This window comes from Streptomyces sp. NPDC018610 (genome assembly GCF_044391765.1).
GTDB lineage: Bacteria > Actinomycetota > Actinomycetes > Streptomycetales > Streptomycetaceae > Streptomyces.
The window spans coordinates 135,256-156,320 of record NZ_JBISAL010000007.1 but is presented as its reverse complement, the minus strand read 5'-3'; the positions used below and the strand labels follow the sequence as shown (position 1 = coordinate 156,320).

At 73.8% G+C, this 21,065-nt stretch carries 14 protein-coding genes; 10 read left to right on the top strand and 4 right to left on the bottom strand.

The window, feature by feature from the left end; genetic code table 11:
• Nucleotides 1-93: 93 nt before the first annotated feature.
• Nucleotides 94-867 carry an SDR family NAD(P)-dependent oxidoreductase gene (locus ACH5A8_RS19235; protein ID WP_399003431.1) on the bottom strand — a complete coding sequence of 258 codons (774 nt, stop codon included), beginning with the start codon at nt 865-867 and terminating at the stop codon, nt 94-96.
• 98 nt (nt 868-965) lie between these two features.
• On the bottom strand, nt 966-1,646 hold the full coding sequence (locus tag ACH5A8_RS19230) for an MOSC domain-containing protein (protein ID WP_399003950.1): 681 nt from the start codon (nt 1,644-1,646) through the stop codon (nt 966-968).
• A gap of 83 nt (nt 1,647-1,729) precedes the next feature.
• Here ACH5A8_RS19230 and ACH5A8_RS19225 point away from each other — a divergent pair, with 83 nt between their 5' ends.
• Complete coding sequence (locus tag ACH5A8_RS19225) at nt 1,730-2,647, top strand: LysR family transcriptional regulator (RefSeq protein WP_399003429.1); 918 nt, start codon at nt 1,730-1,732, stop codon at nt 2,645-2,647.
• Nucleotides 2,648-2,841: 194 nt separating this feature from the next.
• On the opposite strand, the gene ACH5A8_RS19220 is transcribed toward ACH5A8_RS19225, so the two are convergent.
• A complete protein-coding gene (locus ACH5A8_RS19220; RefSeq protein ID WP_399003427.1) occupies nt 2,842-3,171 on the bottom strand; it encodes a WhiB family transcriptional regulator in 330 nt (109 codons plus the stop codon).
• Nucleotides 3,172-3,553: 382 nt separating this feature from the next.
• Between ACH5A8_RS19220 and ACH5A8_RS19215 the strand changes: the two genes are divergently transcribed.
• The 4 genes from ACH5A8_RS19215 (at nt 3,554) to ACH5A8_RS19200 (ending at nt 8,302) form a co-directional block, all read left to right on the top strand.
• Nucleotides 3,554-4,165, top strand: a complete 612-nt coding sequence (locus ACH5A8_RS19215) for a response regulator transcription factor (RefSeq protein WP_003948568.1) — start codon at nt 3,554-3,556, stop codon at nt 4,163-4,165.
• 662 nt (nt 4,166-4,827) lie between these two features.
• Nucleotides 4,828-5,415 carry a sigma-70 family RNA polymerase sigma factor gene (locus ACH5A8_RS19210; protein WP_027758016.1) on the top strand — a complete coding sequence of 196 codons (588 nt, stop codon included), beginning with the start codon at nt 4,828-4,830 and terminating at the stop codon, nt 5,413-5,415.
• A 142-nt stretch (nt 5,416-5,557) separates the two neighbouring features.
• Complete coding sequence (gene guaB, locus ACH5A8_RS19205) at nt 5,558-7,060, top strand: IMP dehydrogenase (RefSeq protein ID WP_399003425.1); 1,503 nt, start codon at nt 5,558-5,560, stop codon at nt 7,058-7,060.
• A 117-nt stretch (nt 7,061-7,177) separates the two neighbouring features.
• Complete coding sequence (locus ACH5A8_RS19200) at nt 7,178-8,302, top strand: GuaB3 family IMP dehydrogenase-related protein (RefSeq protein WP_399003424.1); 1,125 nt, start codon at nt 7,178-7,180, stop codon at nt 8,300-8,302.
• Between the two features lie 102 nt (nt 8,303-8,404).
• On the opposite strand, the gene ACH5A8_RS19195 is transcribed toward ACH5A8_RS19200, so the two are convergent.
• Nucleotides 8,405-9,613: a nucleotide sugar dehydrogenase gene (locus ACH5A8_RS19195; RefSeq protein WP_399003423.1), complete on the bottom strand. Its 1,209-nt coding sequence runs from the start codon at nt 9,611-9,613 to the stop codon at nt 8,405-8,407.
• Nucleotides 9,614-9,894: 281 nt separating this feature from the next.
• Here ACH5A8_RS19195 and ACH5A8_RS19190 point away from each other — a divergent pair, with 281 nt between their 5' ends.
• The 5 genes from ACH5A8_RS19190 (at nt 9,895) to ACH5A8_RS19170 (ending at nt 21,043) form a co-directional block, all read left to right on the top strand.
• Complete coding sequence (locus ACH5A8_RS19190; protein ID WP_399003421.1) at nt 9,895-11,601, top strand: glycerol-3-phosphate dehydrogenase/oxidase; 1,707 nt, start codon at nt 9,895-9,897, stop codon at nt 11,599-11,601.
• Nucleotides 11,602-12,044: 443 nt separating this feature from the next.
• Nucleotides 12,045-14,183 carry a serine/threonine-protein kinase gene (locus ACH5A8_RS19185; protein WP_399003949.1) on the top strand — a complete coding sequence of 713 codons (2,139 nt, stop codon included), beginning with the start codon at nt 12,045-12,047 and terminating at the stop codon, nt 14,181-14,183.
• Between the two features lie 177 nt (nt 14,184-14,360).
• The gene (locus ACH5A8_RS19180; protein ID WP_399003419.1) at nt 14,361-17,273 is read left to right on the top strand and encodes a protein kinase; all 2,913 of its coding nucleotides are present in this window, start codon (nt 14,361-14,363) and stop codon (nt 17,271-17,273) included.
• A 145-nt stretch (nt 17,274-17,418) separates the two neighbouring features.
• Nucleotides 17,419-19,227 (top strand): protein kinase, encoded by a 1,809-nt coding sequence (locus tag ACH5A8_RS19175; protein WP_399003947.1) that lies wholly within the window; start codon nt 17,419-17,421, stop codon nt 19,225-19,227.
• Between the two features lie 73 nt (nt 19,228-19,300).
• Complete coding sequence (locus ACH5A8_RS19170; RefSeq protein WP_399003417.1) at nt 19,301-21,043, top strand: protein kinase; 1,743 nt, start codon at nt 19,301-19,303, stop codon at nt 21,041-21,043.
• Nucleotides 21,044-21,065 lie beyond the last annotated feature (22 nt).

Below are 21,065 nucleotides of genomic sequence, written 5' to 3'. Positions count from 1 at the left end.
CCCCTGGCCCGGTCTCGTCCATGCCATTTTCGCACCGGGGCGGCGACGTCACCTCTCAGGCCGCGGGCGCGGACCGGCCGCCCGGCTGGGCCCTCACCGGGGGCCGTACTTGCGGCCCGTCCGCGACGTGACTCCGCCCAGCAGGCCCCTCGGGGTCAGCTTCACCAGGCCCATCAGCGCCTTGTAGCGAGGGTCCGGGACGGACAGCGTCCGGCCGCGGGCCAGGTCCGCCAGGGCCGTCGCGACCAGCTTGTCCGCGTCCAGCCACATCCAGTTCGGGATGTTGTCCGTGCCCATGCCGGCCCGCTCGTGGAACTCGGTGCGCACGAAACCGGGGCACAACGCCATCAGGCGTACGCCGGTGCCGGCCAGGTCGCGCGCCGCGCCCTGGGTGAACTGCACGACCCACGCCTTCGACGCGCCGTAGGTGCCGCGCGGCACGAAGGCCGCCACCGAGGCCACGTTCACCACCCCGCCCCGGCCGCGTTCGCGCATCGCCGCGGTCGCCGCCGACGTCAGCCGCAGCACCGCCTCGATGTGCACCTTGAGCATCCGCAGCTCGTCGGCCATCGGCACGTCGAGGTAACGGCCCTTGTTGCCGAAGCCCGCGTTGTTGACCAGCAGGTCGACGGGGTTGCGGCGGTCCTCCAGCCGGGCGGCGACCTTCTCGACCCCCTCGTCCGTCGCCAGGTCGGCGCTCAGCACCTCGGCCTCGATGCCGTGCTTGTCGTGCAGCTCGGTCGCCTGCTCCGTCAGGCGCTTGGTGTCGCGCGCCACCAGGACGAGGTCGTGCCCGTCCGCCGCCAGCCGCCGCGCGAACGCGGCGCCGATGCCCGCGGTCGATCCCGTAATCAGAGCCGTTGTCATGGCGAAAGGTTAGTGGGCCGGACCCTCCCGTTCCGATCTGCGCACAGGCTCTCCCGATCAGTGGAGGACGGGTGCGCGCGCCCCTCGCGCGCGCTGCGTCAGCCCGCGTACGCCTCGGCGTACTTCCGCGCCGCCGCCAGCGACTCCGGGTGCAGCGCCGTACCCGCCGCGAGCAGGCTCGGCAGCAGCGATCGGTCCGTCGTCGACGCCCGGAACTGGAGCGCCACGGTCACGGCGTGGTCCGGGCGGTGCACGATCTCGACCGGGTCGCCCGCACGGATCTCACCCGGCTCGATCACCCGCAGGTAGGCGCCCGGCGCGCCGTTCAGCGTGAACCGCCGCACCCAGCCCTTCTCGCCCAGGTGGCCCTGGAAGGTCCGGCACGGGATGCGCCCGCAGGTGACCTCCAACAGCACCGCGGAGCCGCCCGGCGTGCCGATCCGCCAGCGCTCGCCGATCCGCGCCCCGGACATGTCGAGGCCCACGGTCGTGAGGTTCTCGCCGAACGAACCGTTCGGCAGGGTCCGGCCCAGCTCGCGCTCCCAGAAGTCGAGGTCCTCGCGCGCCATCGCGTACACGGCCTGGTCGTCGCCGCCGTGGTGCCGCGTGTCGCACACCGCGTCCCCGGCCAGCCCGCTCGCTCCCACGCCCTTCGGCCCCGGCGCCGACACCCGCACCGGCCCGTCCACCGGCCGCTTGTCGATCCCGGTCACGCCCTGCGGCTGGTCGGTGTACGGCACGGCCTCGGCACGGCCCACGTTGACGGAGAGAAGCTGCATCATCCCCGCACCGTAGGCGACCGGACACCAAAGTGTCGACGTGATATCGCGTGATCCATCCAAGGGAGGCTTATGCTCGAGGGGTGATCGAGGCTCGTCATCTCCGCGTCCTGCGCGCCGTGGCCGCCAGTGGCTCCTTCTCCGCCGCGGCACGCGACCTGGGCTGCACCCAGCCCGCCGTCAGCCAGCAGATGAAGGCCCTGGAGACCTCCGTCGGCACCCCTCTGCTGGTCCGCACCGGCCGCGAGATGCGTCTCACCCAGGCCGGTGAGGCGCTCGTCCGGCACGCCAACGGCATCCTCGCCGGGCTCACCGCCGCAGAGGAGGAGGTCGCCGCCATCGCGGGGCTGCGCGCCGGACGGGTCCGGCTCGTCTCCTTCCCCAGCGGCAGCTCCACCCTCGTGCCCACCGCGCTCGCGGCGCTGCGTGCCGCGCACCCCGGTACCCGGGTCTCCCTGGAGGAGGCCGAGCCGCCCAGGTCGGTCGAGCTGCTGCGCGAAGGAGACTGCGACGTGGCGCTCGCCTTCCGCTACGAGGGCGCCGCCGGTCGAGACGGCGCGGGCGCGGAGGAGTGGGCCGATCTGGTGGTGCGGCCGCTGCTGACCGACCGGCTCGTCGCACTGGTGCCCGAACAGCACCGGCTGGCCCGCGCCGGTTCCGGCTCCGTCGCGATCGCGGAACTCGCGGACGAGCCGTGGATCGCCGGCTGCCCGCGCTGCCGCGGCCAGCTGGTGGAGGTGTGCGCGAGCGCAGGCTTCACGCCCCGCATCGACTTCGCCACCGACGACTACCCCGCCGTGGCCGGCCTGGTGGGCGCGGGCCTGGGCGTCGCCGTCCTGCCCCAGCTCGCGGTCGAGTCCGTACGACCCCGGGGCGTGCGCACCGTGACCCTCGAACCCGCCGTGCGCCGCGAGATCGTCGCCCTCACCCTCCCCGACCTGTCACAGGTCCCGGCGGTGGCGGCCACGCTGGACGAACTGGTGCGCGCCGGGGCGCGCTGAGCCGACGCGGCCCCCGGGCGACCTGGCCACCCCTGTCGGTGGGGGCGCACTGGGGCGACGCCCGCCTGCCCGTGCCGCCGGGGCGACGCCCGCCTGTCCGTGCCGTGCATGCCGCCGGGACGGCCCCGCGGCAAAGGAAGGGCACGCCCAGAGCGTGCCCTTGGTGATCGCGAATATGAAGAAGAAACGTTCCTTCAGTTGTTCGAAGCGGTGTCCCCGGTGGGCGACGAGGCCGTCACCAGACGGTTCCGGGCCCGCCCCATGAGCTCCTCGCGCTCGTCCTCGGTGAGGCCACCCCATACCCCGTACGGTTCGCGCACCGCCAAGGCGTGCGCCGCGCACTCCGCACGGACCGGGCACCTCATGCAGACCTCCTTGGCCGAGTTCTCGCGAGCGCTGCGAGCCGCTCCGCGCTCGCCCTCCGGATGGAAGAAGAGCGAGCTGTCCACCCCGCGGCAGGCAGCGAGCAGCTGCCAGTCCCACAGGTCCGCATTCGGTCCTGGAAGGCGGGAGAAATCTGCCATTGCGTGACCCCTTGTAGCCGTTCGGTGGCGGATACGGTGCCGACGACCGTACATCTCCGATCTAAGGAGATGAAAATATGACTCATTGCGAATCTAGCCCTAGACACCTGGAAACGGGAAGAAAAGGGGCTAAATGGGGCATAGCTTGTGATGAAAAGTTGAGGGGATGACGTCTGTGTCTGCACTGTGTCCGCTCCCTCACGTAGAGTGCCGAAAACGGCGTACGGCCCCGTAACTCTTTCGAGTGACCGTCGTTGAGAGTGCGGAGGCGGTTGAAAACACAAGTGCTCGGGCAGGCGTCCGAGACGGTCGACCGCACAGGTGACGATTTCGTACCAGCCTGGAGGCTCAAGGTGACGCGCATCAGCTGCGGAGGGCGGCCATGACATCCGTCCTCGTCTGCGACGACTCCCCGCTTGCCCGAGAGGCGCTCCGCCGCGCGGTCGCGACCGTGCCCGGTGTCGAGCGCGTGACGACGGCGGCCAACGGCGAGGAAGTCCTCCGCCGCTGGGGCGCCGACCGCTCGGACCTCATCCTGATGGACGTGCGCATGCCCGGACTGGGCGGCGTCGAGACGGTCCGGCGGCTGCTCTCCGCCGACCCCGGGGCGCGCATCATCATGCTCACGGTCGCCGAGGACCTCGACGGCGTGGCGCTCGCCGTCGCCGCCGGCGCGCGCGGCTACCTGCACAAGGACGCCTCCCGCGCGGAGCTGAGGGCCACGGTGACACAGGCCCTCGCCGACCCCACCTGGCGGCTCGCCCCGCGCCGGCTGCGGTCCGCCGAGATGGGCGCCGCGCCGACGCTCACCGCGCGTGAGATCCAGGTCCTGGAAGGGATGAGTCACGGCCGTTCCAACGCGGAGATCGGCCGCGAGCTGTTCCTCTCCGAGGACACCGTCAAGACGCACGCCCGTCGGCTGTTCAAGAAGCTCGGCGCCTCCGACCGCGCGCACGCGGTGGCGCTCGGCTTCCGCTGGGGCCTGGTCCGCTAGGGCCTGCCCGACGGGTCGTGTCGCAGGTGAGTCACGGTGCCGGATCGCCCCGCGTCCGCGGCACGATCCGCCGGGCAGGACCCGGCCCCGCCCAGGTCCCGGGCTGGTCGCGAACGGGCCCGGGTCCGGCCGACCGGGCCGCCTCCCGCGGCGGGGTCCGGCCTGTCCGACGGGCGGAGCGCGACGGTGAGACGCCATGACGCGACGTGACGAGGCGACACGACGTGACGAGGCGACACGGCGTGACGCCGCGACGCGGCGAAGTGACATGGCGACACGACCCGACGCGGCGACGGAACACACCGGATCCGACGCGGCGAACGCGACGACCGCGACCACGGTGCACGGCGGAGCCGGCGCGGACCGGGCGGTCCGGGGCACCGGGACCGTGTGCCGGGGCCCCGCGCGAGGCCGGTTCCGGACCGTGGCCGGCGCCGCGTACCGCACGCCGGTCACCTGCGGCGACGCGGCCCGCCGGACGGCCGATGCTCGTTTCGCCGCTGATGCCGCATCCTTGAGGTGTGGAGTTCCTCGGGGACGAGTCGGTCGAGCGGAATGGGAGGGCGCAGGGGATGGGTTCCGGCGCACCCGCTCATAACGCTTCGGTGCACAACCACGACGGTGGTGCCTCGGAGCGTTCGGCGCCAAGGCACCATGGACCGATGCGCGACGACGAGGCGGCAGTTGCCCCAGGGGCGATCGGCGCACTCGTCCATCGCGCCGTCGACGGCGACGAGCGGGCGACGCACGACCTGCTCGCCCGCGTCCATCCGCTGGCGTTGCGCTACTGCCGCACCCGGCTGTCCCGGCTGCCGGGCGACGCGCGCCACTTCGTGGAGGACCTGGCCCAGGAGGTCTGCGTCGCCGTCCTCCTCGCCCTGCCGCGCTACCGCGACACCGGCCGGCCGTTCGAGGCGTTCGTCTTCGCCATCGCCTCCCACAAGGTCGCCGACCTGCAGCGCGCGGCGATGCGGCACCCCGGCTCGACCGCCGTGCCCTCCGACGAGATGCCCGAACGTCCGGACGACTCCCTCGGCCCGGAGGAGCGCGCCCTGCTCAGCAGCGACGCGGAGTGGGCCAAGAAGCTGCTGGCCAACCTCCCCGAGAACCAGCGCGAACTGCTGCTGCTGCGGATCGCGGTGGGCTTGACCGCGGAGGAGACCGGGCAGATGTTGGGAATGTCACCGGGAGCCGTCCGGGTCGCCCAGCACCGCGCGCTGAGTCGGCTGCGGGCCCTCGCCGAGCAGTAGCCGTACGCCGGTTGAACCGGCGCCGCCCCGGTTCCGTACGAAGATACGAAGCCCGGGGCCGCCGTCCATCGTGGAATGAGACGCCTCCGCTTCCCGTTAGCATGGACATCCGCACCGATCAAGGCCATTTGGGGAAGGTGTCATGACTGCAAACGTCGACGGAGTGCCCGAGAAGTTCGCGACACTCGGGCTGACCTACGACGACGTGCTGCTGCTGCCGGGCGCATCCGAGGTGCTCCCCAACGCGGTCGACACCTCGTCCCGCATCTCCCGCAACGTCCGGGTCAACATCCCGCTGCTGTCCGCGGCGATGGACAAGGTGACCGAGTCCCGCATGGCGATCGCCATGGCCCGCCTCGGCGGCGTCGGCGTGCTGCACCGCAACCTGTCCATCGAAGGCCAGGCCAACCAGGTCGACCTGGTCAAGCGCTCCGAGTCCGGCATGGTGGCCAACCCCATCACCATCCACCCGGAGGCCACGCTCGCCGAGGCCGACGCGCTGTGCGCGAAGTTCCGCATCAGCGGCACCCCGGTCACCGACCCGGCCGGCAAGCTGCTCGGCATCGTCACCAACCGCGACATGGCCTTCGAGCCCGACCGCTCGCGCCGCGTCAGCGAGGTCATGACGCCGATGCCGCTGGTCACCGGCAAGGTCGGCATCTCCCGGGCGGACGCCATGGAGCTGCTGCGCCGCCACAAGATCGAGAAGCTGCCGCTGGTCGACGACGCGGGCGTCCTCAAGGGCCTGATCACCGTCAAGGACTTCGTCAAGGCGGAGCAGTACCCGAACGCCGCCAAGGACGCCGAGGGCCGCCTGCTCGTCGGCGCCGCCGTCGGCGCGAGCCCCGAAGCCCTGGAGCGCGCCCAGGCCCTCGCCGAGGCCGGCGCCGACTTCCTGGTCGTCGACACCTCGCACGGCCACAACAGCAACGCGCTGAGCTGGATGGCGAAGATCAAGTCGAGCGTGTCCATCGACGTGATCGGCGGCAACGTCGCCACCCGTGACGGCGCGCAGGCGCTGATCGACGCCGGCGTCGACGGCATCAAGGTGGGCGTCGGCCCCGGCTCGATCTGCACGACCCGTGTGGTCGCCGGCATCGGCGTCCCGCAGGTCACCGCCATCTACGAGGCCTCGCTCGCCGCCCGCGCGGCGGGCATCCCGCTGATCGGCGACGGCGGCCTGCAGTACTCCGGCGACATCGGCAAGGCGCTCGCCGCCGGCGCCGACACGGTCATGCTGGGCAGCCTGCTCGCGGGCTGCGAGGAGTCCCCCGGCGAGCTGCTCTTCATCAACGGCAAGCAGTTCAAGTCGTACCGCGGCATGGGCTCGCTGGGCGCCATGCAGTCCCGCGGCCAGGCGAAGTCGTACTCGAAGGACCGCTACTTCCAGGCCGAGGTCGCCTCCGACGACAAGCTCGTGCCCGAGGGCGTGGAGGGTCAGGTGCCCTACCGCGGTCCGCTGGCCAACGTGCTGCACCAGCTTGTCGGCGGTCTGCGCCAGACCATGGGCTACGTGGGCGCGGCCACCATCGAGGAGATGGAGTCCAAGGGCCGCTTCGTCCGCATCACCTCGGCGGGTCTCAAGGAGAGCCACCCGCACGACATCCAGATGACGGTCGAGGCGCCGAACTACAGCAGCAAGTAGGCGACGGACCTCGGCAGCAGGTCTCACAGGGCGGCTCCGGATCCTCCGGGGCCGCCCTCGCCATGGGCGTCGGCGATACTGGAAGACGCTGAAACGCATCAGGGAAAGGCCACAGACGTGACTGAGATCGAGATCGGGCGCGGCAAGCGCGGCCGCCGGGCGTACGCCTTCGACGACATCGCCGTCGTCCCCAGCCGCCGTACGCGGGACCCGAAGGAGGTCTCGATCGCCTGGCAGATCGACGCCTACCGCTTCGAGCTGCCCTTCCTGGCCGCCCCCATGGACTCGGTCGTCTCCCCGGCCACCGCCATCCGCATCGGCGAGCTGGGCGGCCTGGGCGTGCTCAACCTCGAGGGCCTGTGGACGCGGTACGAGGACCCGCAGCCGCTGCTGGACGAGATCACCGAGCTGCCCGCCGAGGCCGCCACCCGCCGCCTCCAGGAGATCTACTCCGCCCCCATCAAGGAGGAGCTGATCGGGGCGCGGATCAAGGAGGTGCGCGACTCCGGCGTGGTCACCGCCGCCGCGCTCTCCCCGCAGCGCACCGCCCAGTTCTCCAAGGCCGTCGTCGACGCGGGCGTGGACATCTTCGTCATCCGCGGGACGACCGTGTCGGCCGAGCACGTCTCGGGCGCCGCGGAGCCGCTGAACCTGAAGCAGTTCATCTACGAGCTGGACGTCCCCGTGATCGTCGGCGGCTGCGCCACGTACACGGCGGCGCTGCACCTGATGCGCACCGGCGCGGCCGGCGTCCTGGTCGGCTTCGGCGGCGGCGCCGCGCACACCACGCGCAACGTGCTCGGCATCCAGGTCCCGATGGCGACGGCCGTCGCCGACGTGGCCGCCGCGCGCCGCGACTACATGGACGAGTCCGGCGGCCGGTACGTGCACGTGATCGCGGACGGCGGCGTCGGCTGGTCCGGAGACCTGCCCAAGGCGATCGCCTGCGGCGCGGACGCGGTCATGATGGGCTCCCCGCTGGCCCGCGCCACGGACGCGCCCGGCAAGGGCCACCACTGGGGCATGGAGGCGGTCAACGAGGAGCTGCCGCGCGGCAAGAAGGTCGACCTCGGCACGGTGGGCACCATCGAGGAGGTCCTCACCGGCCCCTCGCACACCCCCGACGGCTCCATGAACCTCTTCGGTGCGCTGCGCCGGGCCATGGCCACCACGGGCTACAGCGAGCTGAAGGAGTTCCAGCGCGTCGAGGTGACGGTGGCGGACTCCCAGCACAAGCGGTAAGCACCGCTCCGGTACGCCCCAGGGGCCCGGCCCTCGCTCAGGCGAGGGCCGGGCCCCTGCGTGTTCGGCGCTGAAGGGGGGCGCGTCGCGGTGCGCCCCCCGTCACAACCGATGCGCCGCCCCCGTGGGCGCCGCGCCCCGGGTGTCCAGGAGGAGCTGGGCCTTGACCGAGAGGCCCTGGAGGTCGTACGTGCGGTGGTGCTGGAGGAGGATCGTGAGGTCCGCGTCGGCGACCGCCTCGTACAGCGCGTCCGCGCGGGGCACCGGGTGGCCCTCGACCTCCCAGGCGGGCACGTGCGGGTCGTGGTAGCTGACCGAGGCGCCGAGGCCGGTGAGGCGGACGGCGATCTCCTCGGCGGGCGTGCCCTCCAGATCGGCGAGGTCGGGCTTGTAGGTGACGCCGAGGAGCAGCACCCGTGCGCCGCGGGCCGACTTGCCGTGCTCGTTGAGCAGGGTCGCGGCGCGCTGGACGACGTAGCGGGGCATGCGGCTGTTGACCCGCTGGGCGAGTTCCACCATGCGCAGTCCGCCTCCCGAGGGGCCGGTGAGGTCCTGGGGGTGGCCGTGGCCGCCGACGCCGGGGCCGGGCCGGAAGGCCTGGAAGCCGTACGGCTTGGTCTCCGCGCAGCGCAGCACGTCCCACAGATCGACGCCCAGGTCGTGGCAGAGCACGGCCATCTCGTTGACGAGGGCGATGTTGACGTGCCGGTAGTTGGTCTCCAGCAGCTGGACGGTCTCGGCCTCGCGCAGTCCGCGCGCGCGGACCACCTTGTCGGTGAGCCGGCCGTAGAAGGCGGCCGCCGACTCGGTGCAGGCGGGGGTGAGGCCGCCGATCACCTTGGGCGTGTTGGCCGGGGTGACGTCGCGATTGCCGGGATCGACGCGGCTGGGCGAGTAGGCGAGGTGGAAGTCGCGGCCCGCGCGCAGCCCCGAGCCCTCCTCCAGCAGCGGGCACAGGAACTCCTCCGTGGTGCCCGGCAGCACCGGCGACTCCAGGATCACGGTGGTGTGCGGGCGCAGCTGCCCGGCCAGGGCGCGGGCGGCGGCCTCCACCTGGGTCAGGTCGAGGCCGCCGTCCGCGCCGCGCGGGGTCGGCGCGCAGATCACCGCCGTGCGGACGCGGCCCAGTCCGGCCGGGTCCGTGGCCGGTCGGAAGCCCCCCGAGAGCATCCGGCGCAGTTCGGCGGCGCTGAGCAGGCCCGACTCGTCCCCGGTCCGGTAGCCGAGCGTGGAGATGCCGGCGGCGACGGCGGCCTGGGCCAGGGGCAGGCCGAGTGGACCGAGTCCGATGACGGCGAGATCTGCGGGCATGGCGTGGGCCGTCCTTCCCAATAACCGACGTGGTGCGAACCCGCAAGCCCGGTGGACAGGACGAGCGAGTGCAATGTCAGACTAGGAGTAAATATGACCGTTTTGCGGGATTGACCAGCGTGTTTCTCGGTGCGCCGGGCCGAGTTGTCCACAGGCAGGCGGCGACTGGTGGCTGAAGTCGGGCAAGACGGTCAGAATTCTGGGCAGGGAGACACGTGGGGGAGATGGGACGGGCTTCGCCCGACGGGTGCGGCCGGCGCGACGGACACCGGGAGGCAGCAGTGATGACAGCGACACTGGGGCCGGCGCAGCGCGCCGAGTCACTGGCGGGAATGGCCGAGCGTGAGCTGGACATCCTGGTCGTGGGCGGCGGCGTGGTCGGAGCGGGCACGGCCCTGGACGCGGTCACTCGCGGCCTGAGCACCGGCATCGTGGAGGCGCGCGACTGGGCCTCGGGCACCTCCAGCCGCTCCAGCAAACTGATACACGGCGGGCTGCGCTATCTGGAGATGCTCGACTTCGCCCTCGTGCGGGAGGCCCTGAAGGAGCGCGGTCTGCTGCTGGAGCGCATCGCCCCCCACCTGGTGCGGCCGGTGCCGTTCCTGTACCCGCTCCAGCACAAGGGCTGGGAGCGCTGGTACGCCGGTTCGGGCGTCGCGCTCTACGACGGCATGTCGATGGCCCGCGGTCACGGCCGGGGCCTTCCCCTGCACCGCCACCTGAGCCGCCGTCACGCCCTGCGCGTCGCCCCCTGCCTGAAGAAGGACGCCCTGGTGGGCGCGTTGCAGTACTACGACGCCCAGATGGACGACGCCCGCTTCGTGGCCACCTTGGTGCGCACCGCCGTGTCCTACGGCGCGAAGGCGGCCAACCGCGCGCGCGTCACCGGCTTCCTGCGCGAGGGCGAGCGCGTGGTCGGCGCGCTGGTGCGGGACGTGGAGGGCGGCGGCGAGTACGAGGTCCGCGCCAAGCAGATCGTCAACGCCACCGGGGTGTGGACCGACGACACCCAGGCGATGGTGGGGGAGCGCGGCCAGTTCCACGTCCGCGCCTCCAAGGGCATCCACCTCGTCGTGCCCAAGGACCGCATCAACTCCACCACCGGCCTGATCCTGCGCACCGAGAAGTCCGTGCTCTTCGTCATCCCCTGGGGCAGGCACTGGATCGTCGGCACCACCGACACCGACTGGGACCTCGACAAGGCCCACCCGGCCGCCTCCAGCGCCGACATCGACTACCTGCTGGAGCACGTCAACTCGGTGCTCGCGGTGCCGCTCGGCCGCGACGACGTGGAGGGCGTGTACGCGGGCCTGCGCCCGCTGCTGGCCGGGGAGTCCGACGCCACCAGCAAGCTCTCGCGCGAGCACACCGTCGCCCACCCGGCGCCGGGCCTCGTGGTGGTCGCGGGCGGCAAGTACACGACGTACCGGGTGATGGCGAAGGACGCCGTCGACGAGGCGGTGCACGGCCTGGACATGCGCGTCGCCGACTGCGTCACCGAGGAGATCCCGCTGTTCGGCGCGGAGGGCTACCGCGCGCTGTGGAACGCGCGGGCGCGGATCGCCGCCGACACCGGCATCCACGTGGTGCGCGTCGAGCACCTGCTGAACCGGTACGGATCGGCCGCGCAGGAGGTCCTCGCCCTCATCGCCGACGACCCGGCCCTGGGCGCGCCCCTGCAGTTCGCCGACGACTACCTGCGCGCCGAGGTCGTCTACGCCGCCTCGCACGAGGGCGCCCGGCACCTCGACGACGTGCTGACCCGGCGGACGCGCATATCCATCGAGACCTTCGACCGGGGGACGCGCAGCGCCCGCGAGGCGGCGGAGCTGATGGCGCCGGTGCTCGGCTGGGACGCGGACCAGATCGAGCGCGAGGTCGAGCACTACGAGAAGCGGGTGGAGGCCGAACGCGAGTCGCAGCGCCAGCCCGACGACCTGACGGCCGACGCGGCACGCCTGGGAGCGCCGGACATCGTGCCGCTGTGACCGGCCGCCGCGGCCGGCCGAGGGAGACTGATCGGTGATCGGTGGCGGGCGGTCGGCGGTCGGGCGGCGGCGGTCGGTCAGTCGGCAGGTGAGTCGGCCGCCGAGTCGCGGCGGCCGGGTGTGTGGGCCGGGCTCGTGCTGCCGCCCGGCCGCCGGTTCCGGGCGGGGGCGGACGTCCGGGGACCCGTCTGCGCGACGGTGTCGGCGTGTCTCGGCGCGATCGGATTTCGGCGGAACCGGAAGGAGGCGGGACCCTTACGGACGGAAGTGTCCGGGAGAGCCGGTACCCGGCGCTGACCTGTTGTCACGGCCCGTCATCCCGCCGCCCGAAGAGCGCCGTTCGGCGACGGGACGGAGCGTCCCGAGGGGCACCCTGGGCGTTGAGCACTTGTCGCGTGAGGGACAATGGAGCCTCTGTCAGGGCGGGTTGCATGAGGGGACGCATGTCGGAGGCGGAGCGGACGGGGGCATCCCGTCAGGACACTCGTCAGGACAACAGCGAGCGTCTTCTCGCGGGGCGTTACCGGTTGGGGGACGTGCTCGGCCGGGGCGGCATGGGCACGGTGTGGCGGGCCCAGGACGAGACCCTGGGCCGGACGGTCGCGGTCAAGGAACTGAGGTTCCCGTCCAACATCGACGAGGACGAGAAGCGGCGCCTGATCACGCGCACGCTGCGTGAGGCCAAGGCCATCGCGCGGATCCGCAACACCAGTGCGGTGACCGTCTTCGACGTGGTCGACGAGGACGACCGGCCGTGGATCGTGATGGAACTGGTCGAGGGCAAGTCCCTGGCCGAGGTGATCCGCGAGGACGGTCTGCTGGAGCCGAAGCGGGCCGCGGAGGTCGGCCTCGCCGTCCTGGACGTGCTGCGCTCCGCGCACCGCCAGGGCATCCTGCACCGCGACGTGAAGCCGTCCAACGTGCTCATCGCCGAGGACGGCCGGGTCGTGCTCACCGACTTCGGCATCGCCCAGGTCGAGGGCGACCCCTCCATCACCTCGACCGGCATGCTGGTCGGCGCCCCCTCCTACATCTCCCCGGAGCGGGCCCGCGGCCACAAGCCGGGCCCCGCGGCCGACCTGTGGTCGCTCGGCGGCCTGATCTACGCGGCGGTCGAGGGCACGCCGCCGTACGACAAGGGGTCGGCGATCGCCACGCTGACCGCGGTGATGACCGAGCCCCTGGAGGAGCCGAAGAACGCCGGCCCGCTGCGGGACGTCATCTACGGCCTGCTCAACAAGGACCCGGCCAAGCGCCTCGACGACGCGGGCGCGCGGGCGATGCTCAAGGCCGTCATCGCCGCGCCCGAGCCGAAGGCGGCCGACCCGGAGCCGCCCGCGGACGCGACGAAGGTGGTCCCGCTGCCCGCGCAGCCGGACCGGCGCTCGGGCAAGGGCGCCAAGGCGGGCCGGGGTTCCACGTCCGGCCTCGCGGCCGAATCCGGTTCCGGTTCCTCTTCCTCCTCCGGTACGGACTCGCGTCCGGCTTCCGGCGGCAAGCGGGGCGAGGAGGCGGCCGACCGGCTGCGGGGGGCGCTGCGGTCCGTGCGCAAGGCGGCCGGCGCGGGAGCGGCCGGCTCGGCGGCGACCCGTACCGAGCCGACGGCCGGCGAGGCGGGAGCGGCGAGCGTGGCGGGCGCCGCCGCGACGGGTTCCGCGAGCGCCACGACCGGTGGCCCGGGCGCGAAGGGGAACGGGAGCGGGAGCGGCGCGCAGACGGGGCGTACGAGCTCCGGCTGGCCCGTGATGCCGCCGCCGGACCTGGACCTGCCGCCCCGCCCGGTGCCGAGGGCGCCCCTCACCGATGTGGTGCCCCGGCGGACGCTGGTGATCATCGCGGTGCTCGTGGCGCTCGCCGTGGTCGGCGTGGTGCTGGGCATCGTCCTCAGCGGGGGCGGGGACTCCGAGGACGGCAAGAGCGGCGCGGCCCGCACGTCGACCGCCGCGACCGGGAGCGCCGCCGCCACGGGCACCGGGAACGGCGCCGAGGGCACGGACGGCAAGCGGACCGACTCCGCGAAGGGCACGGCCCGGGCGTCCGGTTCGGGCGGCGCGGCCGACGCGACGGACGCGAGCACCGGCGGCGAGGCGAAGGGCGACGACTCCGGTTCCGGTTCCGGCGCGGACTCCGAGGGGGCCGGTGACGACGACGGCGTGGTGACGACGTACAAGAGCCCGCACGGGTACTCCATCGGGCTGCCCAAGGGGTGGAAGTACGCCTACGCCGCTGACGCCGGGGACCGGTTCACCGGCCCCGACGGGCAGAAGCTGCTGGTCGCCTGGACGTCCCAGCCCAAGAGCGACCCGGTGGCCGACTGGAAGCGCCAGGAGCCCGACATGATCCGCTCCGAGTACCGGCGCATCCGGATCGAGAAGGTCGGCTACCGCGGCTGGAACACGGCCGACTGGGAGTTCACCTACGTCGACGACGGGACCAAGTACCGCAGCGTGGACCGCGGGTTCGTCACCGACTCCACCCACGGCTACGCCCTGATGTACACGGCCAAGGCCGGCGACTGGGGCGACGACCTGCGCCGGGACACCTGGCAGACGCTGACGAAATCCTTCGAACCCGCCAAGTGAGGCGGCCGGGCCCGGTCCGGCCGGGCCCCGGCACACGCGTTCGCTGCCACGAGATTCCGGCATCCTCTCTTTGCGGGTTGCCTCCGGCACGTATCGTGAGTGGTTGCGGACCGTAAGCATCGGGAACGGGTCGCGTGGCGAACGGATTTGACCGACCGTGCGGCCGGGGGAGGCAACGTGGACGACTATGCGGGCCGGGTTCTCGCCGACCGCTACCGCCTGCCGCTGCCCCCGTCCGACGAGTACGAACTCACCGAGACCCGGGCCTTCGACACCTACAGCGGTCAGGAAGTACTGCTGCGACAGGTGCCGTTGCCCGAGGTGGTCGAGGCGGAGGTGCTCGACGCGGACGGCCTGCCCGAGGGGTTCACGCCTCGGGAGGGCATGGCCCGGCGGCCCTCGGCACGCCCAGCAAACGCAGGACACCCGGGACGTACGGGCAGTCCGGCGGCGTCCGGGCGCGGTGCCGGGGCGGCCACCCGGCGGCCCGCCGACCCGGCGGTGCGGCGGGCGGTGGAGGCGGCACAGGCCGCGGCCCGGATCCCCGACCACCCCCGGCTCGACCAGGTCTTCGACGTGTTCGCGGAGGGCGGTTCGCTGTGGATCGCCAGCGAGCTGGTCGCCGCGCGGCCACTGGCGGCGCTGCTGGCCGAGCAGCCGCTGACGCCGTACCGGGCGGCCGAGGTCGCCTCCGACATACTCATGGCGCTGCGGGTGCTGCACGGCCACGGCTGGGTGCACCGCAACATCACCGCCCGCACGGTCCTGGTCTGCGACGACGGCCGGGTGATGCTGACCGGTCTCGCCGTCGGAGCGGCGGAGGAGGCGCTGTGCGGCTATGACCCGGTGCCCGCGCAGGACGGCGAGGGCGACGGCGACGAGACGTCAGCCCCGGGCCCGGTCGCGGGCCATGGCGCCCCGGGCCTGTCCGCCGCCCCCGGCGGGCCGGGCGAACTGGGGAGGCCGGGCGCGCCCGGCGCATCCGGTGGACTCGGCGGGCCGGGGCGGGACGCGGGCTACGGCGGCGGTGCGGCCGGCTCCGGTGACTTCCCCGGAGCCGGTGACGGCCCGGGGCGTGCGCCCGCTCTTCCCGGTGCCCGTCTTCCCGGCCCCGTTACGGGCCTGTCCGGTACGGGAACCGGCCTGCCCGGCCCCGGCGGCGCCGCCCCCGGTGGCGGCAGCGGCGGTGCGGGCGGCGTCTCGGGTGCGGCCGGCGGCTTCGGCGTCCCCTCAGAGGACCCCGAGGCCGCACGGCGGGCCGCCATCGAGGCCCGGGCCGCCGGTGCGCTGCCGCCGGCCGGGGGCGACACGGCGAACGGCGCCGGTGAGCCGGGAGCGCTCGTGCGGCGGACACCGGAGAGCGGCGAGGACGTCCGGGCGGCGCGTGCCGGGGCGATCGCCGCGTACCGCGCGGGCGCACGGGCGGCCGCCCGGGTGCAGGAGGCGCAGCAGGGCGCGCGTGCCGCCCTGCCCGGCGCCCGGCCGCCCGCCGAGGACGAGACCCGCGGCATGCCGCCGGGCCGGATCGCCGACCCCTACGGCGTCCGCGCCACCCCCTGGAACGGCGCGGCGACCCACCCCGGAGCCGACGGCCCGCCCCCGGCCGAGGGCGCCGGCCAGGGGCGTACGGCACTTCCCGCCGGAACCTCCGGGGACGACCGGACGGAACGCGGTCTCCCGCCCGTCCCCGCCCCTGCTCCCGTCCCCGTTCCCGGTGCGCGGCCCGCCCCCGGCACCGGTACGCCCGGCTCCCCCGGGGAGCCCCCGGCCGTACCGGCCGCCGCCGGCTGGGACGGGCCGGCCCCGGCGGTGTCGATGCGGCGCGGCCCCGGCACCGCGCTGGCGGCCGAACGGGCGCGGCAGGCGCGGATGACCGTGGTCGGGCCGGTCACCGAGCGGTGGGCGCCCGAGCAGGCCGGGCCCGTGCACGAGAACTGGCAGCTGGCCGCGCCGATCGGGCCGGCGACCGACCTGTGGGCGCTGGGCGCGCTGTTGTTCCGGGCCGTACAGGGACACGCTCCCTACCCGGAGGAGTCGACCGCCGAGCTGGTGCAGCTGGTGTGCGCCGAGCCGCCCGCCTTCGCCGAGGAGTGCGGGGCGCTGCGCCCGGTCGTCGAGTCGCTGCTGCGTCAGGACCCGACCGAAAGGCTGGACTTCGAGGAACTGGGCGGCTGGCTGCGGTCGCTGGTGCGCTCCGCGCCCGAACCGGAGGCCGGCGCGCACGTGGTGGCCGCACCGCCCGCGGACCCCGCCCGGCTGCCGGTCATACGCCGCCGCGGCGAACTGGTGCGCAGGCGGCGCGCCGGGCTGCCCGCCCACCACGGGCGGCACAAGCGGGCCCGCGGCCGGACCGGTTCGCCGCGCAGCCTCGGGCGCGTCCTGCTCCTGCTGGTGCTGCTCCTGCTGGCCGGCGCGGTCGCCTACGCGATGCTGTTCATGCCGAAGGCCGGGCACGACGGGGCGGCCGGCGGGGACCGTACGGGTTCCGCCGGGGACGCGAGCCCGGCGCCGTCCCGAGGCGGTGACGCCGGCGGCGCGCCCGCGCCCGGTGGATCCGCGCCCGCCACGAGCGACCGCCCGGCCGGCTCGGCGAGTTCGGCGGGCTCGGCCGAGACGCAGACCACCGGCCCGGGTGCCGCCGACGGCTTCACCCTGCGCGAGGACGCCGCCGGGTTCCGGGTGGCCGTCGCCGACGGCTGGACCCGGACGCCCAAGAACGGCCAGGGGCAAGTGGTGTACTCCAAGGGCGGCTTCGAGCTGATCGTCGTCCCCGGGCGGGACAGCGCGGCCGAGTTCGGGAGCGACCCGATGACGTACCAGCGGGAGAAGGAGAGCGAGCTGCAGGGGTACCGCGCCTCCAGCTGGGCGACCTCCTCCGGGCTGCGGACCATCGAGGTCGGCGGGAAGTCCATGGCGGAGGGGCAGTTCACCTGGAACGGCGCGGGCGGGCAGGAGCTGTTCGTGCGCAACCTCGCGATCCTCCTCGACGGCCGCTACCACGTGGTGCAGGTGCGCGGCCCGGAGACGCAGCGCGACAAGGTCGACAAGGTGTACGAGCAGGCGTCGGCGACGTACCGGTACACCGGCTGAGACGTCAGGAACCGCGGCAGTTCCCGGAATTGACAGAAGCGACAACTGTCACAGTGCGGATTCCGTGGGACCCCGCTGGTTCCCTGCCGGGTGGTCGGTCCTTACGCTGACCCTGACAAGAACATTGCGGGGAAACGTGAATCAGATGCAGGGCCAGCTCCTCGCGGGCCGCTACCGGCTCGCCGAGTCCATCGGCCGGGGCGGCATGGGGCGGGTGTGGCGTGCGCACGACGAGGTGCTGAGCCGGACCGTCGCCATAAAGGAGTTGACCGCCGCGCTCTACGTGGCCGAGAGCGACCAGGCCGTCCTCCTCGCGCGCACCAGGGCGGAGGCGCGCGCCGCCGCCCGGATCAACCACTCCGCCGTCGTCACCGTGCACGACGTGCTCGAACACGACGGCCGTCCGTGGATCGTGATGGAACTGGTCGAGGGCCAGTCGCTGGCGGACGCCGTCAAGGAGCGGGGCCGGGTGGAGCCGGCGGAGGCCGCCCGGATCGGCCTGTGGGTGCTGCGCGCGCTGCGCGCGGCGCACACCGCCGGTGTGCTGCACCGCGACGTCAAGCCCGGCAACGTCCTGCTCGGCAAGGACGGCCGGGTCCTGCTCACCGACTTCGGCATCGCGCAGATCGAGGGCGACACCACCATCACCCGCACCGGTGAGGTCGTCGGCTCGGTCGACTACCTGGCCCCCGAGCGGGTCCGCGGCCACGACCCCGGCCCGGCCTCCGACCTGTGGGCGCTCGGCGCGACGCTCTACACGGCGGTGGAGGGACTGTCCCCGTTCCGCCGTACCTCGCCGCTGACCACCATGCAGGCGGTCGTCGACGAGGAACCCCGCGAGTCGCAGTACGCCGGCCCGCTCGCACCGGTCATCACCGCGCTGCTGCGCAAGGACCCCGCCCAGCGCCCGGACGCCATGGCGGCCGAGCAGCTGCTCGCGGAGGCCGCCGAGGGACGCCGTCCGAAGGACGCGCAGATGTACGTGCCGACGCAGGTGGTCGGCGCCCCCGGCGCCCCCGGCGTGCCGGGCGCCGACCCGGGCGCGGAAGCGGGCGGCGGCGGACCCGGCGTGGGCACGGCCGTCGGCCCGGGGCCCGCCGGCTCCGCCGCGCCGACGGGCACGGACGCCCACGGCGCCACGAGTACCACGGGCGCCCACGGCGCCACGGGCGTCACGGGCGCTCACGGCACCGCGGGCGTCACGGGCGCCCATGGCGCCACGGGGTACCGGCCGGTGGGCGCGCCGACGACCGTCGGGCCCGCGTACGCCACCCCGCCGGGTCCCGCCCCTGCCAAGGGGCACCGCCTGCGCAACGCGGCGCTCGTGGTGGTCCTCGCCGTGCTCGTCGGCGGCGGCACCGCGCTGGCGCTGCGCACGTGGGACGCGGGCCGGGAGCAGGACGGCGGCGGCTCCGCGACGACGCACCACTCCGCACAGGCCTCGCCCGGCCCCACCCGCACCAAGAAGGCCGAGACGGGCGGCCTGCCCGCCGGCTGGACGAGCAAGAAGGACCCGTACGGGTTCAGCATCGCCGTGCCCGGGGCGGACTGGAAGCGGGTGGTGTCCGACGAGTCCCTCCACCAGGTCGACTACACCCCTGACGGCGGCGAGCACTTCATCCGCGTCGCCATCGACGACTCGCCGGACTTCTCGTCCGCGCACGACCACCAGCTCGACCTGGAACAGCAGTTGCACCGGCTGGTCGACTACCGGCAGGTGAGGCTGGAGGAGAACACCTTCCGTGACCAGCCGGGCTCCCTGTGGGAGTACACCTGGACCGCGCTGGCCAAGGACACCCCCTTCCCCGGGCCGCGGCACGCCGTCGAGGAGACGTACTTCTCCCGCGACGGCGTCGAGTACGCGATCTACATGTCCACGCCCGCGGCGGACTGGGCGACCACGGAGAAGCAGTTCAAGGCGGTACTGCAGAGCTGGCGGCCCGGCTCGGGCTGACCGGAACGCACCGTTCATGCTTGGCCGGTCGCCACCCCGGAACGGGACCGGCCCATGCGGCATGATGGGGCTCATGGTGACCGAGGGGGACGACTTCCGTGTGATCGCGGGCCGTTACCGCCTGGAGGCGCGGCTCGGCCGCGGGGGCATGGGCATCGTGTGGCGGGCCACCGACCAACTGCTCGCCCGGCAGGTCGCGGTCAAGGAACTCCCGTTCGACGAAGCCCTGTCCGCCGAGGAGGCCCGGCAGCAGCGCGACCGCACGCTGCGGGAGGCCCGCGCGGTCGCCCAGCTGCGGCACCCGCACATCATCGTCGTCCACGACATAGTGGAGCAGGACGAACGCCCCTTCATCGTCATGGAGTTGATCGACGGCGGCTCGCTGGCCGACCGGATCGCCACGCACGGCCCGGTGGACGCCGCCGAGGGCGCGCGGATCGGCATCGCCCTGCTGAGCGCGCTGCGGACCGCGCACGCGGCCGGGGTCCTGCACCGTGACATCAAACCGGCGAACGTGCTGATGGAGACCGGCACCGACCGGGCCGTCCTCACCGACTTCGGCATCGCCCAGGTGGCGGGCGCGACCACGCTCACCGAGACCGGCTCCTTCGTCGGCTCGCCGGAGTACACCGCGCCCGAAAGGATGTCCGGCACCGGCGCGGGCCCGCAGTCCGACCTGTGGTCGCTGGGCGCGCTGCTGTGCACGGCGCTGAGCGGCGAATCCCCGTTCCGCCGGGACTCGCTGGGCGGCATCCTGCACGCGGTCGTCATGGACGAGATCCGGCCGCCCGCGCAGGCCGGACCGTTGCTGCCCGTCGTGCGCGGCCTGCTGGAACGCGACCCGGACCGGCGGCTGACGGCGGCCGAGGCGGAGGCCATGCTGCGCGGTTACCTGGAGTCGGGGCGTACGCCGCAGCAGCCGCCGTCCCCCCACACGCCGTTCCCGGCCCACACGCCGACGCAGCGCGATGTGCCGCGGCCGCCCGGACCGCCGCTGCCGCCCGGTTCCCCGGAAGCGGCCACGGTGCCCGGACCGGGCCGGGCCGGCGCGCCCCGGGCGCCGGCCGGCCGGTTCACCCGGCGGATGCTGGTCACCGCGCTGGTCGCCGCCGCGCTGGCCGGGGCGGGCGTGTCCGCGGCGGCCCTGCTGATGAGCGGCGACGGCAACGGCGGCGGCACGCCGTCGAGTCCGACCCCGCACACCGCCACGAGCGGCGGCGAGAGTCCGTCGAGCGGTTCGGCGAGCACCGAGTCCCGGACGCGCGCGCCCGCCTCGCCCGCGCTGTCCCCGTCGTCCGCGACCCCGGCCGGTCCGGCCGGCTCGGTCACCGCCGCCGCGACCCGGTCCGCGCCGGGCGGCGGGGACCGGGTCGCGGCGCCCTCGGGGTACCACCTGGTGCGGGACCCGGCGGGATTCTCGCTGGCCGTGCCGGACGGCTTCACGCGCACGCCGCAGGGGGTGCGGACCTTCTACATGTCGCCGGGCGACACCTTCCGCATCGGCGTCAAGGTCACCGGTCCGGGCACCGGCGGTCCGCTCGCCGTGATGCGCCGCGCGGACGCCGCCGGCCCGTCCACCAACCCCGGCTACCACGACGGGGAGGTCACGGCCACCCGGCACATCGGACATCCCGCCGCCCTGTGGCAGTTCAGCTGGGAGGGCTACAGCGCGGCGGAGGGGGCCCGCCACACCTACGACCTGTGCTGGGAGCAGGACGGGCGGATGTACGACGTGTGGGTGTCGGCGCCGGTCGGCAAGGTGCGGGAGGCGAGGGAGTACTTCGACGTGGCGGTCGACACGTTCACCGCCGGCTGAGCCGTACGGCGTCCGCTCCCGG

What these genes read in the sequence shown, in the direction of transcription:
- ACH5A8_RS19235 (WP_399003431.1), bottom strand. Translation starts at nt 867, where the DNA reads ATGACAACGGCTCTGATTACGGGATCGACCGCGGGCATCGGCGCCGCG.
- ACH5A8_RS19230 (WP_399003950.1), bottom strand. Translation starts at nt 1,646, where the DNA reads ATGCAGCTTCTCTCCGTCAACGTGGGCCGTGCCGAGGCCGTGCCGTAC.
- ACH5A8_RS19220 (WP_399003427.1), bottom strand. Translation starts at nt 3,171, where the DNA reads ATGGCAGATTTCTCCCGCCTTCCAGGACCGAATGCGGACCTGTGGGAC.
- ACH5A8_RS19215 (WP_003948568.1), top strand. Translation starts at nt 3,554, where the DNA reads ATGACATCCGTCCTCGTCTGCGACGACTCCCCGCTTGCCCGAGAGGCG.
- ACH5A8_RS19210 (WP_027758016.1), top strand. Translation starts at nt 4,828, where the DNA reads ATGCGCGACGACGAGGCGGCAGTTGCCCCAGGGGCGATCGGCGCACTC.
- guaB (WP_399003425.1), top strand. Translation starts at nt 5,558, where the DNA reads ATGACTGCAAACGTCGACGGAGTGCCCGAGAAGTTCGCGACACTCGGG.
- ACH5A8_RS19195 (WP_399003423.1), bottom strand. Translation starts at nt 9,613, where the DNA reads ATGCCCGCAGATCTCGCCGTCATCGGACTCGGTCCACTCGGCCTGCCC.
- ACH5A8_RS19185 (WP_399003949.1), top strand. Translation starts at nt 12,045, where the DNA reads ATGTCGGAGGCGGAGCGGACGGGGGCATCCCGTCAGGACACTCGTCAG.
- ACH5A8_RS19175 (WP_399003947.1), top strand. Translation starts at nt 17,419, where the DNA reads ATGCAGGGCCAGCTCCTCGCGGGCCGCTACCGGCTCGCCGAGTCCATC.
- ACH5A8_RS19170 (WP_399003417.1), top strand. Translation starts at nt 19,301, where the DNA reads ATGGTGACCGAGGGGGACGACTTCCGTGTGATCGCGGGCCGTTACCGC.